The following is a 17,196-nucleotide window of genomic DNA, read 5'->3' on the forward strand; positions in this document are numbered from 1 at the left end:
GCCGGGGTCCCGCAGCGCGTCAGACCGGGCCGGGACCGTCCTCGTCGCGGGTGTCCCGGCTGCCTCGTCCGGGCCGCCGGCCGTCGCCCCGGAGGAGGGCCCACAGCGGGAACCCGAACCAGCAGGCCAGGAACCACAGGGCCATCGCACCCACCAGCCACAGGGCCACCGTGTTGTGCAGCGCCACCCGCATGATGAGCAGCAGGGCGCTGCACATGGTGCAGAAAAGCAGCCCGAGCCCGAGCTTCGTCATACGCGAGGCCCAGGTGACCGTCTGCGGCTTCATCCGCCGCCCGGTGAGCAGCCGGTGGTACGACACCGGCCCGATGAGAGCGGCGGCCGTGCCGGACCCGAGCATCACCGTCACGACGTAGATGGTGCGGTCGGTGGTCGAGAGTTCGGCGAAACGGGGCTGGAAGACGACGGCGAGCAGGAAGCCGAAGAGGATCTGTACGCCCGTCTGGGCCACACGCAGCTCCTGGAGCAGATCGCCCCACCGGCGGTCCGCGCGCTCCTCCTCCGTCTCGCGGCGGCCGCTGACCGGGTTCACCCCGGGCCGCCCGGCCCCGTCCTTCTCACTGCCGTCCGCCGGTATCTGTGCCATCGGTTTCCTCCGCCACGTCGTACACGAGGTCGTACTCGTGCCCCGCGGCCGCTGCGTGAATCCCGCCCGGTCACAACTCGACGGTGTCCACCGTCGAGATCTCCGCCCCCATGTTGCGCCGCATCATCACGAGCGCCGCCTCGGCGAGGTCGGCGTGGATATGGGCGACGGCGTCCTCGGGGACGGTGACCCCCAGGTACCGGATGTGCGCGTCGAGTGCGGAGTAGAGAACGCACTGCTCGGTCACCTGGCCGCACAGGACGACGTGGTCCACGTCCAGTTGGTTCAGGAGGTAGGCGAGCGGCGTCTCGTAGAAGACCGAGTGCCTGGCCTTCACCACGAAGAGGGAGGAGTCGTCGGGCCTCACCGGCTCGACGAGTTCCGGGTGGGCGCCGGCGAGGGCCTGGTCGACGATCTCGCCGTGGTGGGACCGCCATTCACCGAAGTTGTCGTTGACGTAGATCACGGGCACCTTCTCCGCCCTGGCCCTGGCGATCAGTCTCGCGATCGCGGGAGTGGCCCGGCCGACCGACGGGAGAAGCAGATCCGCGTCGGGGTGCTCGTAACTGTTGATCATGTCGATGACGATGACGGCGCGCTTGCCCATGCCCTCCATGGTGGCATCCACCGGCGTGTTCACCACGCGGGGACGGCCGGGCCCCCGCCACGTGGCCGCCCCCGGCCGCCGTCGCGGGCCGCGCCGGGCCCTCGACGTGCCAGGACCGGCACGACTAAGATCGCGGGTACGGCATCGCGCGTCGGTCACCGGCCGGGTGAGGCGTGGAGGTAGCCCGTGAGATGCCTGTTGGAGGCATTCCACAGTGTCGGTCGAGTTGAATCACACCATCATCCACTGCCGGGACAACCGCGAGTCCGCGGAGTTCCTGGCGCACGTTCTGGACCTCACCCCCGGAAGGGAATGGGGACCTTTCATACCCGTCGTCCTGGCGAACGGCGTCACGCTGGACTTCGCGACCGTTCCCGCCGGATCGATCACCGCGCAGCACTACGCGTTCCTCATCTCGGAGGCGGAGTTCGACTCGGCCTTCGCGCGCATCAAGGCGCAGGGCACCGCGTACTACGCCGATCCTCACATGAAGCACCCCGGCGAGATCAACCACAACGACGGCGGCCGCGGCGTGTACTTCCCCGACCCCAGCGGGCACGGGATGGAACTCATCACCCGTCCGTACGGCGGCTGGTCGTAGCAGGACCGCGCGGGGGCAGGGCGGTCCGGGGCCGGGTGACCGGCGGGACCGCCCGGCTCACGGGCCGTCGGTCGTGAGGCTGAGTTCGGGCCTGTCCCACATCACCGCGGGCGGGGCGGCCGCGACCGTACCGGTGCGGCGGGCCCCCACACTGCGGTAGAAGCCTTCGGCCGGGGGGTGGGAGACGACGCGCACCGCGGCCAGCCCCGCCCGGCGTGCCTCCTCCCGCAGGTGACCGACGAGCAGCCGCCCGATGCCCAGCCCCTGGGCCTCGTCACCGACGAACATCAGGTCGAGCTCCGGCGGGGACAGGACCAGCGCGTAGAAGCCGAGCACCCGGTCCTGCGCGTCCACGGCGGCGAAGACCCGGTGCGTCTCGATGTAGTCCGGGCCGACCCTGTAGCCCGCGACCATCGGCGCCCAGTGGCCCTCGTAGGCGCGGGACCCGGTGACCAGACGGGTGAGCCGCCGGGCGTCACGCGCCACGGCCCGCCGGACCCGCACCTCGCCGCGCCCGGCGCCACGCGCTTTCGTCATGCTCGATCTCATGGACCGAGTATTACGCCTCGCAGGGACCGCGCAGACACCGGAGGGGCGCCGCGGCCGGCCCGGGCCGGGTCAGTCCGTGTGCCTGCGCGCCTGCCACTCGGCCGCGGCGGCGTCGACGTCGAAGGGGACGAGGTTCAGCGGCGGACCCTCCGGCGGCATCAGCAAAGCTCTGCGGATCTTCTCGTTCACCTCGGTGAGCATGCGCCGGACCTCGGCCTCGGACCTGGCCCGGGAGGCCGCCTCCCGGGCGTCCTCCGCCTCCTTGCGCAGCGTGAGGGACGGCGGGAGCACCGAGAGACCCTCCCGCTGCATCTTCGCCTTGATCCACCACGCCTCGTCATAAGGGCGTTCGAGGCCGGGGATCGGTCGGCCGAAGCCCGGCAGGGCGGAGAAGTCACCGCGCTGTTCGGCCTCGTGGATCTGCCTGTCCACCCAGGACTCGAAGCTGACGCCGGCCGGCTTGCGCTCGGTCACCGCGTACCCCCTTCGGCACTCCTCCCCGGTGGCTCGGGTGACGGCCGGGGTCGGCACGTACCACGATACGGGAGGCACCCCGCCTCCCCCGGCGCCCGGCAACTGCCCCTCCCCTGGTGCCGGGCAGGCACGCGTGCGCGGGCGGCACGTGCCGGTGGCACCGACAGCTGTCACGACGGGCGAGTCGCCGGCGCGGGTCCGGGCGGCCGGACGCGTGAGCCGGCCTCCGGACCTCAGACCGGTGCCACCAGGTCCGCGCGCAGCCGCTCGATCACGGCCGGGGGGACGCGCAGCCCGTCACGCAGGTAGCCGTCGAGTCCACCCCACCGTTCGTCCATGGCGTCCAGGGCCGCGTCGAGGTACCGGGCCCGGACCTCGATGAGCGCCGAGGCGACGTCGGGGTCGCCGCCCGCCTCGACGAAGCGTCGCACCACCGGCGCGAAGGCGGCCCGCAGCGCCCTGTTCACGGCCAGGAACTCGGCCTGCACGACGTCGCGCGAGGCGCCCGCCATCAGCAGCAGGAGCGCCGTGGCCCAGCCTGTGCGGCCCTTCCCCGACGCGCAGTGGAAGAGCAGCGGCCGCGCCCGTGGGTCCGCGGCGGTCTCCAGGAAGGCGCGGTAGGCGGCGGCGGCTCCCGGCGAGAGGACCATCTGCCGGTAGGTCCGGGCGAGCAGGCCCTCGGCGCGTCCGCCGCCGAGCGCGGCCGCCGCTCCGTCCGGGTCGCAGAGCAGTGCCCGCAGGCGGGCAGGCCCGAGCACCGGATGGTCGCCGAGGACGTCCGCGACGAAGAGCCTGGCGCCAGGCGGCAACCGGTCGGGGGACCAGCGGCGTTCGTCGGCCGTGCGGAGGTCGACGACCGTACGGATACCGAGCGCGGCCACCGCCATGTCATGCTCCGCGTCGAGATCGCTGAGCTGGCCCGAGCGGAGAAGAAGACCCTGGCGCAGGCGGCGGTCGCACCCGAGGGCGATACCACCGAGATCCCGCAGGTTGACGACGGTAGCGGCCGGGACGGCCCGGGCGGTTTGCACGATGAACTGCCTCTTTCCCGACAACCGAACAGGTCGGAATCAACGTCGCACGCGGCATGAGAATCAACAGGACAGGGCGCGGGGTGCCGGCCGTGACCGGCCGGGAGCAGCCGGCGGGCAGGTGTCAGTCGGAGAGGATCCTCGCCTTGTGCTCCGCGAACTCGGCGTCGGTCAGAACATCCTGCTTCCTGAGCTCCGCCAGCCGCTCGAGCAGCGTGATGACATCGTCCTGACCCTCCGGGGGCGGGAGGACCTCATGCGTCACGAGCTCTCCGCCCACCGTCCGGACCACTCCGGTGAGGGCGACCGGCCAGCGGTCCTCCCACGCGATCAGCGCGGCGACGGTGCCCGCCGGCAGGGGCGCGAGAGCGCCGATGTCCGTGACGGCGGGCCATCCGGCCGCCTCACCGCCCGGCCGCTCGAAGGGAACGAGTCCTTCCGGGTCGATCTCGGCGCGCTCCACGAGGCCGGGGGCGCCGCTCTCACCTCCGCGGGCGAAGGCCAGGTCGAGGAGGCGCACGGCCTGCGACGCGACCGCGTCGGCCAGCAGGGGCGCGATCGTGTCGGCGTACCGCTCACCGGGAAAGGTGATGACGAGGTACTCCACGGGTCCCACGGCCATGGTGCGTCCTTCCCCTTCGGTGCCGACTCGCCAGAAGCATAACTTCGGGCATTCCGTGCCGCACGGTGAGAATTGATGACGAAGAGGATGCACCGGCACCTGGGCGCGGGGCCGCGTGGAGGGCGGAGAGGGAAAGGTCCGGGTGAACGGTCTGCTCCGTCATCCGGCGGTACCTGTGCTCGGCCCCGGTGCTGGGGGAGCGGGTACGGGCGGGCGGGCTGACGGCCACCCTGGCCGCCGAGCAGATCCTGGGGGCCTTCCGGGGCGACGTGCCGGCCGCCGGGCCGACGGCGCGGGGGGACGGCTGAGGGCCGTGCCGCACCGCCCCGGCGTCGCCCGGCGTCCGAGGGCGGACAGGGGCGGTGGGCCCCGGGTGTCCGGGGCCCACCGGGTCCGGGCGGGTCAGTCCGCCGCGCCGAGCGCCTCGGACACCAGAGCACGGGCCTCGTCCTGGACCCTCGCGAGGTGGCCGGGTCCCTGGAAGCTCTCCGCGTACACCTTGTACACGTCCTCCGTGCCGGAGGGACGGGCCGCGAACCACGCGCTGTCGGTGCAGACCTTGAGCCCGCCGATGGCGGCGCCGTTGCCCGGTGCCTCGGTGAGGACGGCGGTGATGGGCTCGCCGGCCAGGGTGTCCGCGGTGACCTGGTCCGGGGAGAGCCGGGCCAGCACCGCCTTCTGCTCACGGGTCGCGGGGGCGTCGACCCTGGCGTAGGCCGGGTCACCGAAGCGGGCGGTCAGTTCGCCGTAGTGCTGGGAGGGGGTGGAGCCGGTGACCGCGGTGATCTCGGAGGCCAGCAGCGCCAGCAGGATGCCGTCCTTGTCGGTGGTCCACACCCGGCCGTCCCGGCGCAGGAAGGACGCACCGGCGGACTCCTCGCCGCCGAAGCCCAAGGTGCCGCCGAACAGACCGTCGACGAACCACTTGAAGCCCACCGGGACCTCGACCAGTTGCCGCCCCAGGTCCGCGGCCACCCGGTCGATCATGGAGGAGGAGACGAGGGTCTTGCCGATGCCGGTGCCGGCCGGCCAGTTCCCGCGGTGGGAGTAGAGGTAGCGGATGGCCACGGCCAGATAGTGGTTGGGGTTCATCAGCCCGCCGTCCGGCGTGACGATGCCGTGCCGGTCGGCGTCCGCGTCGTTGCCGGTGGCGATGGTGTACGCGTCGCGCTGCTCGATGAGCGAGGCCATGGCGTACGGCGAGGAGCAGTCCATCCGAATCTTCCCGTCCCAGTCCAGCGTCATGAACCGCCAGGTGGGATCGGCGAGCGGATTGACGACGGTGAGGTCGAGGCGGTGGCGTTCGGCGATGCGTCCCCAGTAGGCGACCGACGCACCACCGAGCGGGTCGGCCCCGATCCGGATCCCCGCGTCGCGTACGGCGTCCAGGTCGAGGACGGCCGGCAGGTCGTCGACGTACCCGGTCAGGAAGTCGTGGCGGCCGGTGGTGCCGGCGGCCAGCGCCCGGGCGTAGGGGATCCGCCGGACGTCCTTGAGTCCGCCCTCGATCAGGGCGTTGGCGCGGTCCTGGATCCAGGAGGTGGCGTCCGAGCCGGCAGGGCCGCCGTGGGGCGGGTTGTACTTGAAACCGCCGTCGGCGGGCGGGTTGTGGGAAGGGGTGACCACGATGCCGTCGGCGAGGCCGCCGGTGCGGTCCCGGTTGTGGGTCAGGATCGCGTGCGAGACGGCCGGGGTGGGTGTGTAGCCGTCGTCCGTGTCGATGAGGACGGTGGCCCCGTTGGCGGCGAGCACCTCCACGGCGGTGATCCGGGCGGGTTCGGACAGGGCGTGGGTGTCGGCACCGAGGAACAGGGGTCCGTCGGTGCCCTGCTGAGCCCGGTATTCACAGATGGCCTGCGTGGTCGCGGCGATGTGGTCCTCGTTGAAGGCTGCCGCCAGGGCCGAGCCGCGGTGCCCCGACGTACCGAACGCGACCCGCTGGGCGGGCTCGGCCGGATCGGGGTGAACGGTGTAGTAGGCCGTCACCAGACGTGCCACGTCCACCAGGTCTCCGGGCTGCGCCGGCGTGCCGGCCCGTTCGTGAACCATCGCTTCTCCTCTGTCGTGAGCGGCCGGTCGGCCTCGGCGGACCGTCGCGGGACGGACGATCAATCCGAGTTGTACCCGATAGTGCCGCGCGGGCCGCACGCGCGGGTGCCTGGGCCGGGCCGCCGGTACCTCCGCGTCCGGCCGTGCCACCGGGCGCTTTCCCCGGGATCGGCCGGATCGCACGGGGAACGTCCCCGGGTACGGAGAGCGCCACCGGCCGCCCGGACGCGCCGCGCCCGGTTCTGCGGTGACGTCCGTCATCGCTCCGGCCGCCGTACCCCTGGGCGGGTACGCGCCCAGGGCCCCGCGATCCCCCGGTGGACCGGGGGCACGGCGTCGTCCGGCGTCGTCGCCGGGGGAAGGAGCGTCCGCGCGCAGGACTCGTCCGGCGTTCCGGCACCGGGCGGGGTATCGCAGCCGCCGCCGTGCGCCCGCCCGCAATCGCGGACCGGCTGTCAGGACGCGCCGGATTCGGGGCGTGACACGCATGCGCGCGGAGGCGAACGGCTTTCCCCTCCTGCGGCAAACCTCCGGAACGAAGAAAAGCACCGGCGCCCGCCATGCCGAATTACGGAGCGGACGTGCGGCATTCCCCCTTCCCGTGGCTAAACCATAGGGAAATATGAGCGAGTCGTACGTGTAGTCCCCCTCGACATCGTGTCACAGTTCATTTCGGTTTCATTCACTTGATCTCCGCCGCCCATTCCTTTCCGCCGGTGCTCACCCGGACCGGCTCTTTCGGGGCATGTGAGAAGAGAGCCGTGTGTGCTGCAGAAAAGTTTCGGTGGGGAAAGCGGGCTGACGGTCCTTCACCTGGTCCAGCCGGTGGAGGGAGGAGTCGCCCGTGTCGTCACGGACCTCGTGACGGCGCAGGTACGGGCGGGACTGCGGCCCCTCGTGGCCTGCCCGCCGGACGGTTCGCTGGCACCGGCTGCGGCGGCCGCGGGGGCGGGGGTGTGCGTCTGGTCGGCGGAGCGCGCCCCCGGTGCCCGGCTGGGCCGCGAGGTCGCCGCGGCGGGCCGTCTGGTCCGCGCGTGCGCACCCGATGTGATCCACGCCCACAGCGCGAAGGCGGGGCTGGCCGGGCGGCTGGCCGTGCGCGGCCGTGTCCCCACGGTGTTCCAGCCGCACGCCTGGTCGTTCGAGGCACTGGAGGGGCGGGCCGCCGACGCGGCGGCGGCGTGGGAGCGTTTCGGGGCACGGTGGAGCGACCGCATCCTGTGCGTCAGCGAGTCCGAACGCCGGGCCGGGCAGCGGGCCGACATCACCGCCCGCTGGTCGGTGATCCACAACGGCATCGACCTGGACCGCTTCCGGCCGGGCGACCGCAACGCCACGGCCTCCGCCCGCGCGGCCCTGCCTACCCTCGCCGGCGTTCCGGCCGGCGCGCCGCTGGTCGTGTGCGTAGGGCGCCTGAGCCGGCAGAAGGGCCAGGACGTCCTGCTGGAGGCGTGGCGGCTGACGCGTGCGCCCGGCGCCCGGCTCGTCCTGGTCGGTGACGGGCCTTCCGGGGCGGAGCTGCGGCGCGCCGCGCCGCCCGGCGTGCTGTTCGCGGGGTTCAGCCCGGACGTGCGGCCGTGGCTCCACGCGGCCGACGTGGTCGTGCTGCCTTCGCTCTGGGAGGGCATGGCACTGGCCCCCCTCGAAGCCATGGCCTGCGGCACGCCCGTCCTGCTGACCGATGTCGCCGGGGCGAGGGAGAGCCTGCCCCCCTCCCATCTCCCGCACTGCCTGGTCCCGCCGCGTGATCCACGGGCTCTCGCGGCGGCGCTCACCGCTCTGCTCGCCGACCCCGGCCTGCGCACGGAACTGAGCCGCACCGCGCAGCGCCGCACCCGCACGGCCTTCGACGTGTCGAGGACGGCCGGAGCTGTTCTGCGCCTCTACCAGGACATCGCCGTCCAGTCCCGTCCCCTGACGTCCCGCCCTACGACGAGGAGGCGCACCGAGCGATGACGACGGAGAGTGCACCGGCCCACCGGACCGCCCAGGTGACAGCGGTACGCCGTGCGGCGTCCGCGGTCCGTCCCCCACGTCGAGCCGGGAGCGGCACGTCGCCGTCCCGGACCGCGGCGGGCCGGCACCGGCGGACGTCACCCCTGGGCCTGATGGCGGCCGACGGGCTGGGACTGGTCCTGGCCCTGACCCTGGTGGCCGACGGGCCCTGGCCGGCGGGCGCCGTCCTCCCGCAGGCGGCCGGGCAGTTCCTGCTGAACGCCTACCGCGGCCTGTACCGGACCGGACTGTCGCCGTCCGTCCTCGGGGAGCTGCCCGCCCTGTGCGGTCTGGCCGCGGTGCAGTGGTGCGTCACCGGCGAGCTCCTCACGGCGTACGACCCCGCCTACGCCCCCGGCTGGAGGACCCTGGTCTGCGCGGTGGGCGCGCAGACCCTCCTGAGCTGCGGCGCCCGCGCGGGTGTGCACCGGCTGCGGCTGCGGTCGGCCGCCCGCAACCCGCAGTCCGCCCTGGTCGTGGGTGACGGTCCGCTCGCCGACCGGGTCACCGCCGTGCTGCAGGAGCACACGGAGTACGGGCTGCGGCCCGTCGGCCGGGTGCGCTCGGGCGACGCTCCCGGGACCCGGGCCGTTCCGGCCGACGGGTCCGCGCTGCCCGTCCTGGCGTCGGCGCAGGCAGTCGGCCGGGCTGTCATCCAGAACGCCGTGCGGCACGCCGTGTTCACTGTCCCGCCGGAGTCGGAGCCGGAGGGCTCCGCGCTCTTCGAGGTGTTCGTGGAACACGGCTGCCGGGTGTGGCTGATCACCGACCGGGCCACCGCCCTCCCCCACCCGGCCGGGCCCGCACCGGACCATCTGTGGGGCTTCGCCGCCCACACGCTGCACGACGGCCCGCACCGGCCCGCCGCCCACCGGGCGAAGCGGGCCATGGACGTGGTCCTGGCCGCGGCCGCCCTCATCGCGGCGAGTCCCGCGATGGTCCTGTGCGCGCTCGCCCTACGGGTCTGCGACGGCCCGGGGGTCGTCTTCCGGCAGGAGCGCGTCGGACGGTACGGGCGGCCCTTCGTCCTGCTGAAGTTCCGCACCCTGCGCCCCGCCGACGCACACGAGTCGGCCACCCGGTGGAACGTGTCGGAGGACCGGCGGATGAGCCGCGTGGGCAGGTTCCTGCGCCGTACCTCGCTGGACGAACTGCCGCAGCTGTGGAACGTGCTGCGCGGCGACATGAGCCTGGTCGGTCCCCGCCCCGAACGCCCCTACTTCGTCCAGCAGTTCAGCCGCCTGCACCCCGGCTACCGGGCCCGGCACCGAATGCCCGTCGGTATCACGGGCCTCGCCCAGGTGCACGGACTGCGCGGAGACACCTCGATCGAGGACCGGGCCCGCTTCGACAACAGGTACATCGAGACGTGGTCGCTCTGGCAGGACGTGTGCGTCCTCGCGCGCACCGCGGGCTCCGTGTTCCGGCTCGGAGGCAGCTGACCCATGACGCAGACCCTGACCGCCCGGCCTGCGGCCTCCGCCCCCGCGTCCACCCCCGTTCCCGCCCTACGGCCCCGGGCCGGGCGCCCGTTCCCGCTCCCGCTCCGGCGGAGCGAGTGGCCGCTGCTCCCCCTCCTCGCGACCGTGCTCCTGCTGACCGTGCCGGCGGGCGGCGCCGAGGCCGCGACCGTGTACGGCGTCCCCGCGGCGGACCTCCTCTCGGGCGTGGCGGTGCTCGTCTGCCTGGGCCGGGTGCTGTCCCTGCGGGTACGTCCGCTGACACCCGCCGCGGCGGCCGTGCTGAGCCTGCCGGCCGTGGGTCTGGCCGTCGCCACGGTCACCGCCGGGGACCCGGTGGCCGCGCTGCCCGGGTTCGTGCGCCACCTGCAGATCTTCGTCCTCGTACCGGCCTGCGTCGTTCTCCTGGTGCGGGACGCCAGGCACTTCCGGATGATCACGGGCGCGCTCGTGCTGCTCGCGCTCGTCCAAGGGGCCGTGGGCGTCCATCAGTACGCCACCGGCTCCGGTGCCTCCTACCAGGGCGAGGACATCCGCGCCGTGGGCACCTTCGGCGCCGGCGACGTCATGGGGATGGCCACGGTGGTGGGCTACGGACTGCTCGCCGCGGCGGCCTGCGCGGCCGGCCCCCCGGCGGGCCGGCCGCGGTGGCTGAGGCCTGGCGCCCTCGCGGCCGCCGCCGCGCTGGCCGTTCCGCTCGCCCTGTCCTTCAGCCGGGGAGCCTGGATCGCGGCGGTGGCGGGCACCACCGCCGTGATCCTGCTGACGGGGCTCCGCCGGGCGGCCGGCACGCTGGCCGTGCTGGGCGCCGCCGGCGTGGTGCTCGTCGGTGGGTTCGGGGTGGGCTCCGAGATGATCTCCCAGCGGCTCACCAGCATCACCGAGGTGACCAGCGCCCCCGACCGGTCGGTCAACGACCGGTACACCCTGTGGGCGGCCGCGGCCGGCATGTGGCGCGAGCACCCGGCCGCCGGGGTCGGGCTCAAGGGCTTCCCCGCGCACCGGGACGGCCACGCGTCGATCGGCCTGTCCGCCGGCAGCGACACGGCGGGGGCGGGGCAGGATTTCCGCAGGCAGCCGCTGCTGTCACCGCACAGCATGTACCTGCTCGTCCTCGCCGAGCAGGGTCTCATCGGCTTCGCCGCGCTGGCGGGCTCCTGGGCGGCGGTGCTCGTGGGCGGGGTCCGCAGACTGGTGCGCGCCCGGGCCCGGGGTTCCGCGGCGGTCGACTGCGGGCTGGCCGCCGTCGGCCTGATGACCTGGCAGACCGTCGACTTCCTGTACGCGGACATCGGCGGCCCCTCCACCGTCGTCACCGGGATCGTGCTCGGCCTGTCCGCCTCGTGGGCGCTGGCCGTCCCGGACCGGGCGGCGGCCGCGTGAGCGACACCGCGACGGAAGCGTCCGGGACGACACCGGCCACCGGGACGTCCGAGGCCGGTGGCGGGGCCCGGCCCGGACGGTTCCTCGCCCGGGCGGCGGCCGGTGCCGCCGGACTGACCGCCGTCGCGGCGGTGCTGGGACTCGTACGGGACCAGACCGTCGCCCGGCTCTTCGGTGCCGGCCATGCGAGCGACGCGTTCCTGATCGCGTGGACCGTGCCGGAGATGGCGGCCACCCTGCTGATCGAGGACGGGATGGCCCTGCTGCTCGTACCCGCCTTCAGCCACGCCCTGGCCATCCGCGCGGCCGGGAGGCACCGGGCGGATCCCGTCCGGGCCCTCGTGGCCGGTACCCTCCCCCGGCTGTCCGCCGCGCTCGCCTGCGCGGGGGCGCTGCTGGTCGCGGGCGCGCCCTGGGCCGTCGGGGTGCTGGCCCCCGGCCTGGACGACCCGGCACTCGCCGTGGACTGCACGCGGCTGACGGCCGTCACGGTGTTCACCTTCGGCCTCACGGGGTACTTCAGCGCGGCTCTGCGGGCGCACGGCCGTTTCCTGGCGCCGGCCGGTGTCTACATCGCGTACAACCTCGGCATCATCGCCACCACGCTCGCGCTGCACGCGCGGTGGGGGGTGCGCGCCGCGGCGGCCGGTGTCGCGGTCGGCAGTGTGCTGATGATCGTGACCCAGCTGCCCACGTTCGCGCGGCTGGTGCGGCGCGGGCGGACCACGTGGGTGCGGGGGCGCCGGGCGGAGCGGGAGGTCCTCCCTGCGCTGCTCGGTGCGACGGTCCTCGCGCCGGTGGTGCTGTTCGTGGTGAGCCGTCAGTCCCAGGTCCTGGTCGAGCGGGTCCTCGCCTCGGCCCTGTCCGACGGGGCGATCTCCCATCTGAACTACGCGCAGAAGGTCGCGCAGCTGCCGATGGTGCTGTCGATGATGATCTGCACGGTGACCTTCCCGGTCGTCGCCCGGGCCATGGCAGCCGGGGACGTGGAGGGGGCCCGCCGCCGGGTCGAACGCGACCTCACGCTGGCCGGCACGATCGTACTGCTGGGCACCTCGGTCGTGATCGGCTGCGCGCCCCGGATCGTGGAGGTCCTCTTCCAGCGCGGTGCCTTCGACGCCGCGGACACCGCGGCGACGGCCGGGGTGATGCGCGTCTACGCGCTCGGGCTGCTCGGCCACACGCTGGTCGGGGCGCTCTGCCGACCGTACTTCTCGGCCGGCAGGCCCACCTGGTACCCGCTCCGCGCCATGGGCGCCGGGCTGGTGGTCACGGCCGGGACCGGGCTCCTCCTGACCGGCCCGGCCGGTGTCGGCGGCATCGCGGCGGCCAACGCCCTGGGCATCAGCACGACCGCGGTGCTGATGCTCCTGGGGCTGGGGTCGCACCCCGTCGCGGTGCGGCCGGGAGCCGTGGCGCTCTCGCTCGGCAGGCCGGCCGTAGCGGCGGCGGTGGCCGCGTCCGCCGGCTGCCTGGCCGTCCCGTGGGTGCCCGGGGCAGTAGGGGGGCTGGCGGCCGGCTGCCTCCTCGTCCCGGCCGCGTTCCTTCTCACCTGTCTCGCGCTCGGAGCACCCGAAGCCGTTCACCTGCTCGCTCTCGTCCGACGGAGGTCCCGACATGGCCGCTGACACGTCCGCACCCCCCGCTGGGGTCCACACCTCCCGGGCCCGGCCGTGGATCCTCACCTACCACTCGGTGAGCGATCCCACGGACGATCCGTACGGCATCGCCGTCTCGGCCGACCGCCTCGACGAGCAGCTCACCTGGCTGCGGCGGCGGGGTCTCGCCGGCGTGGGTGTGGCCGAGCTCCTGCGGGCGCACGCCGCCGGGCGGAGCGGCCTGGTCGGGCTCACCTTCGACGACGGCTACGCCGACTTCCTCGGCGAGGCGCTGCCCGTCCTGCTCGGGCACGGGTGCACGGCGACGGTGTTCGTCCTCCCCGGCCGGCCGCGTGGCAGCAACGTCTGGGACCCGCTCGGCCCCCGCAGACCCCTGCTCGGCGAGGAGGGCATCAGGGCCGTCGCCGACGCGGGCATGGAGGTCGGTTCGCACGGGATGCTGCACCGGGACCTGACGGCCCTGCCCGACGACGCGCTGCACGCCGAGACACACGGCAGCCGCGAGGAGCTCGGCCGCATCACCGGGACCGCCCCGGCCGGCTTCTGCTACCCGTACGGCACGGCCGACCGGCGGGTGGTGCGGTCCGTGCGCGAGGCCGGGTACGCATACGCCTGCGCCCTCACCCCCGGCGCCCTGCTCGGGCCGCTCGCCCTGCCCCGTACCCATGTCAGCCACGCCGACCGGGCCGCCCGCCTCCGGGCGAAGGAGGTACGGCACCGGCTGCGCCACCGCGCCGCCGCCGTCCGCGTGTCCTCGGGTGGCGGCCGGTGAAGGCCCTGCACGTCATCACCGGTCTCGGGGCCGGCGGGGCCGAGCAGCAGCTGCGTCTGCTGCTGCGTCACCTGCCGGTGCGCTGCGACGTGGTGACCCTCACCAACCCCGGGGCGGTCGCCGACGGACTGCGCGCCGACGGCGTCTGCGTGCGCGACCTCGCGATGAACGGCAACCGCGACCTGACCGCCGTACCCAGGCTGGCCCGGCTCATCCGGCGCGGGGCGTACGACCTCGTGCACACCCATCTGTACCGGGCCTGCGTCTACGGCCGGATCGCGGCGCGGATCGCCGGGACCACCGCCGTCGCGACGGAGCACTCGCTGGGGCGGGCGGAGATCGAGGGCCGGCCGCTCACCCCCGGCACCCGGGCCCTCTACCTGCGCACCGAGCGGTTCGGGGCGGCGACGGTGGCCGTCTCCCCCACCGTCGCCGGCCGGCTGCTCGACTGGGGGGTGCCTGCCGCACGGATCCATACGGTGCCGAACGGGATCGACGCGGCCGCGTTCCGTTTCGACCCGGGCCGGCGGCGCGCCACCCGGGCCGCGCTGCGCGTACCCGAGGACGCCTTCGTGGTGGGGGGCGTGGGGCGGCTCGTGCCCGGCAAACGTTTCGACGTGCTGGTCCGTGCCGTGGCCGCCCTCCCGGACGCCTGGCTGGTGCTCGCGGGGGACGGCCCGCAGGCCGGCCCGCTGCGTGAGCTCGCCGCCCGGCTGGGCGTGACGGGCCGGGTCCGTCTCCTCGGCGAGTGCGGCACCGGGGACGGGCCGTACGGCATCCCCGGGCTGCTCTGTGCCATGGACGCCTTCGTCTCCGCTTCCCGTGAGGAGTCCTTCGGGCTCGCGGTCGTCGAGGCCCTGGCGGCCGGCCTGCCCGTGGTCCACGGCACCTGCCCCGCCGTGGACGACCTGCCGGCCGGGCACGCGCCCGGCACCGTACGGATCGCAGGCAGGCGGTCCGACGCAGGCCTCACCCGCGAACTGACGGCCGCGCTGCGGCACCTGGCCGTGAGCGGCTCCCGCAGACTGCCACCGCCGCCGGCAGTGGACCACTACGCCATCACGTCCAGCAGCAGACTCCTCATGGACGTCTACGCACACGCCCTCGACTCCGCCCCCTCGACCGGGAGAACACACCCATGACCGAGACGCCCGAGCAGCAGCCGGCCGCCCCCGGACGGTTCCGCGGGCTCCGCCGCGTATCCCTACGTGCCCGTTGGTGGCCCCTGCCCGCCTGTGCCCTGCTCGGAGCGGCATGCGGGCTGGGGTACGGGCTGACCGCCGAACCCGAGTACGCGTCCACCGGCTACGCCGTCGTGACCGCCGGCAAGGGCACCGATCCGGCGGCGGCCCTGGGGTACGCGCAGTCGTACGGCCGGCTGGCCACCAGTGACGCGACGCTTTCCTACGCCCGGGGGGCCGCCGGGGAGACGGTGGGCGAACTGCGCCCCCACGTACGGTCGGAGACCTCCCCCGACTCCCCGATGATCGCGGTGACCGGTACGTGGTCCGATCCGCGCCGGGCGGCGGACATCGCCAACGCGGTCACCGAGGCGATGGTGGTGAGCAGCGGGCACGTCGCCAAGGAGACGGGGGTCAAGCTCATCAGGTTCTCCCACGCCGTGCCGCCGGCCGGTCCGGTGGCCCCGTCCGTCCCGCTCGGCACGGCCGTCGGCGCGAGCGCGGGCGGGCTGGCCGGCGGGCTGCTACTTCTCACGCGTCCCCGTCCGGGCCGTCGCGGCGCCGCGGCGCAGGTACCGGCTCCCGCGCAGGCCGGCACGGCCGCCCGCGCCGAGGAACGGGAGCTCGTACGATGACCTCCGCCCGCCGCGGCCGGCTCACCGTCACCCTCTGCCGGGATCCGGTGGAGTTCGCCGGGCTCGCCGGCGAGTGGGACGCCCTGCACCACCGCTGCCCCACCTCCACCCCGTTCCAGAGCCATGCCTGGCTGCACTCGTGGTGGCTGTCGTACGGGACCGCGGGCAGGCTGCGGGTCGTCCTGGCGCGTCGCGGGGGGCGGCTGATCGGTGCGGCCGCCCTGATGCTCGTGCACCGCCCGATGCCGCTGCTGGTGCCGCTGGGCGGGGCGATCTCCGACTTCTTCGACATCCTGGTGGACGGGGAGGACGGGCGGGACGCCGTCGCGGCCCTGGAGCGCGGGCTGGACCGGGCCGCCGTGCACGCGGTCATCGACCTGCGTGAGGTGCGGCCCGACGCCTCCGCCCAACGGCTGTTCGAGAACTGGTCCGGCGCGCGGGGCAGGCTCACCGACTCGGTCTGCATGGAGTTGCCCGCCGAGCCGATCGGCACCCTCATCGAGCGGATGCCGGGCTCACGGGCGCAGCGGGCCCGGGCCAAGCTGCGCAAGATCGACGCCCTGGGGATCGAGTGCCGTACGGCGCCCGAGCACAGAGTGGCGGACGCCATCGGCACGCTGCTGCGGCTCCACGCACTCCAGTGGCGGGGGCGGGGCGTGAACGCCGAGCATCTGCGGCCCCGCTTCTCGGCCCACCTGGTGCGCGCCACCCGCCGGATGGTGCGTGACGGCCAGGCCTCGGTCAGGGAGTTCCTGCTCGGCGGGGACGTGGTCGCCGCCGATCTGGCGCTCACCACCGGGCGGCTGACCGGCTGCTACCTGTACGGCGCCGATCCGGCGCTGCGGGAGAAGAAGGTCGAGGTGTCGTCGATGCTGTTGCGCGAGGCGGCCCGGCAGGCCGCGGACACCGGTCCCGGCGGTGTGCTGAGCCTGCTGCGCGGGTCGGAGCAGTACAAGAACCACTGGGAGCCCGTGCCGGTCGTCAACCAGCGGCTGCTGATGGCCCGACCGGCCCTGGAGCCGCTGCTGCGGCTGCGCGCGTCCCAGGTGGCGGTGCGTGACCGGGCGGCGGAGACCGTCAGGACGCGGTTCCCCGCGGCGCGGGACCGGCACGACCGGCTGGTAGCTCTCCCGGCGGCCGTGCTGCCGGGAATCGGCCGTCGGTGAGAGCCCATGTCACCCCGGCGGATCGGCCTGAATGACGCCGGATTACTACTTTTCAGCCGATCCGTTACCGTCTGTCGATTTTCGCGTTGTCAGAGCATGCCGGCCGCACCTCCCGCAGCCGGTCCCGACCCTCACAAGGAGAACTGAATGTCGCGCATCACGAAGGTGGCCGCTGTCGTGGCGGGTACCGGCGCCCTGCTCGCCGGCGGCGCCGGCCTGGCTTCCGCCGACGCCGGGGCGGGGGCCGTCGCCGCCCACTCCCCCGGTGTCCTCTCGGGCAACGCCGTCCAGGTGCCGGTGCACATCCCGGTCAACGTCTGCGGCAACACGGTGAACGTGATCGCCCTGCTCAACCCGGCGTTCGGCAACACCTGCGCCAACGTGTCGGACAGCCACGAGGACGAGGGCGACTACGCCTACGGCCACTGAGTCCCGTACCGGGGCTCAC

Annotated in this window: 17 protein-coding genes; 10 read left to right on the forward strand and 7 right to left on the reverse strand. The window is 74.1% G+C overall.

Translation table 11 applies throughout. From position 1 onward, the window contains the following. Positions 1-19: 19 nt before the first annotated feature. Complete coding sequence (locus ACH4VO_RS06745; RefSeq protein WP_360989141.1) at positions 20-604, reverse strand: DUF6328 family protein; 585 nt, start codon at positions 602-604, stop codon at positions 20-22. Between the two features lie 70 nt (positions 605-674). After that, positions 675-1,211 (reverse strand): isochorismatase family cysteine hydrolase, encoded by a 537-nt coding sequence (locus tag ACH4VO_RS06750; protein WP_360989403.1) that lies wholly within the window; start codon positions 1,209-1,211, stop codon positions 675-677. 214 nt (positions 1,212-1,425) lie between these two features. Here ACH4VO_RS06750 and ACH4VO_RS06755 point away from each other — a divergent pair, with 214 nt between their 5' ends. Then, positions 1,426-1,812, forward strand: a complete 387-nt coding sequence (locus ACH4VO_RS06755; RefSeq protein WP_360989138.1) for a VOC family protein — start codon at positions 1,426-1,428, stop codon at positions 1,810-1,812. 57 nt (positions 1,813-1,869) lie between these two features. Here the strand turns inward: ACH4VO_RS06755 and ACH4VO_RS06760 are convergent, their stop codons facing one another. The 5 genes from ACH4VO_RS06760 to pgm all read right to left on the reverse strand — a co-directional run bounded on the left by ACH4VO_RS06760 (position 1,870) and on the right by pgm (position 6,537). Next, entirely contained in the window at positions 1,870-2,361 is a 492-nt protein-coding gene (locus ACH4VO_RS06760) for a GNAT family N-acetyltransferase (protein ID WP_360989135.1), read from the reverse strand. A gap of 69 nt (positions 2,362-2,430) precedes the next feature. Further along, a complete protein-coding gene (locus ACH4VO_RS06765) occupies positions 2,431-2,835 on the reverse strand; it encodes a DUF1992 domain-containing protein (protein WP_360989132.1) in 405 nt (134 codons plus the stop codon). Positions 2,836-3,068: 233 nt separating this feature from the next. Further along, positions 3,069-3,866 (reverse strand): tyrosine-protein phosphatase, encoded by a 798-nt coding sequence (locus ACH4VO_RS06770; RefSeq protein WP_360989130.1) that lies wholly within the window; start codon positions 3,864-3,866, stop codon positions 3,069-3,071. 124 nt (positions 3,867-3,990) lie between these two features. Then, the gene (locus ACH4VO_RS06775) at positions 3,991-4,488 is read right to left on the reverse strand and encodes a DUF6325 family protein (protein ID WP_360989128.1); all 498 of its coding nucleotides are present in this window, start codon (positions 4,486-4,488) and stop codon (positions 3,991-3,993) included. 402 nt (positions 4,489-4,890) lie between these two features. Continuing rightward, positions 4,891-6,537 carry a phosphoglucomutase (alpha-D-glucose-1,6-bisphosphate-dependent) gene (pgm, locus tag ACH4VO_RS06780; protein WP_360989125.1) on the reverse strand — a complete coding sequence of 549 codons (1,647 nt, stop codon included), beginning with the start codon at positions 6,535-6,537 and terminating at the stop codon, positions 4,891-4,893. 765 nt (positions 6,538-7,302) lie between these two features. Here pgm and ACH4VO_RS06785 point away from each other — a divergent pair. The 9 genes from ACH4VO_RS06785 (at position 7,303) to ACH4VO_RS06825 (ending at position 17,177) form a co-directional block, all read left to right on the forward strand. Continuing rightward, positions 7,303-8,493, forward strand: a complete 1,191-nt coding sequence (locus ACH4VO_RS06785; RefSeq protein ID WP_360989122.1) for a glycosyltransferase family 4 protein — start codon at positions 7,303-7,305, stop codon at positions 8,491-8,493. After that, positions 8,490-9,974 (forward strand): sugar transferase, encoded by a 1,485-nt coding sequence (locus ACH4VO_RS06790; RefSeq protein ID WP_360989120.1) that lies wholly within the window; start codon positions 8,490-8,492, stop codon positions 9,972-9,974. Before ACH4VO_RS06785 ends, ACH4VO_RS06790 begins: the two co-directional genes overlap by 4 nt. 3 nt (positions 9,975-9,977) lie before the next feature. Then, positions 9,978-11,375 carry an O-antigen ligase family protein gene (locus ACH4VO_RS06795; RefSeq protein ID WP_360989117.1) on the forward strand — a complete coding sequence of 466 codons (1,398 nt, stop codon included), beginning with the start codon at positions 9,978-9,980 and terminating at the stop codon, positions 11,373-11,375. After that, positions 11,372-13,003, forward strand: coding sequence for a lipid II flippase MurJ (locus ACH4VO_RS06800; RefSeq protein WP_360989115.1), 1,632 nt, complete (start codon positions 11,372-11,374; stop codon positions 13,001-13,003). The genes ACH4VO_RS06795 and ACH4VO_RS06800 overlap by 4 nt, the downstream gene beginning before the upstream one ends. Next, entirely contained in the window at positions 12,993-13,766 is a 774-nt protein-coding gene (locus tag ACH4VO_RS06805; protein ID WP_360989113.1) for a polysaccharide deacetylase family protein, read from the forward strand. Before ACH4VO_RS06800 ends, ACH4VO_RS06805 begins: the two co-directional genes overlap by 11 nt. Next, positions 13,763-14,908: a glycosyltransferase gene (locus ACH4VO_RS06810; RefSeq protein WP_360989110.1), complete on the forward strand. Its 1,146-nt coding sequence runs from the start codon at positions 13,763-13,765 to the stop codon at positions 14,906-14,908. Before ACH4VO_RS06805 ends, ACH4VO_RS06810 begins: the two co-directional genes overlap by 4 nt. Continuing rightward, the gene (locus ACH4VO_RS06815; RefSeq protein WP_360989107.1) at positions 14,905-15,582 is read left to right on the forward strand and encodes a lipopolysaccharide biosynthesis protein; all 678 of its coding nucleotides are present in this window, start codon (positions 14,905-14,907) and stop codon (positions 15,580-15,582) included. The genes ACH4VO_RS06810 and ACH4VO_RS06815 overlap by 4 nt, the downstream gene beginning before the upstream one ends. Continuing rightward, positions 15,579-16,748 carry a GNAT family N-acetyltransferase gene (locus ACH4VO_RS06820; RefSeq protein WP_360989104.1) on the forward strand — a complete coding sequence of 390 codons (1,170 nt, stop codon included), beginning with the start codon at positions 15,579-15,581 and terminating at the stop codon, positions 16,746-16,748. Before ACH4VO_RS06815 ends, ACH4VO_RS06820 begins: the two co-directional genes overlap by 4 nt. Positions 16,749-16,895: 147 nt before the next feature. Next, entirely contained in the window at positions 16,896-17,177 is a 282-nt protein-coding gene (locus ACH4VO_RS06825; protein ID WP_360989102.1) for a chaplin, read from the forward strand. Positions 17,178-17,196: the final 19 nt, after the last annotated feature.

This window comes from Streptomyces sp. NPDC020780, assembly GCF_044334475.1.
In the GTDB taxonomy this organism is placed as follows: Bacteria; Actinomycetota; Actinomycetes; order Streptomycetales; family Streptomycetaceae; genus Streptomyces.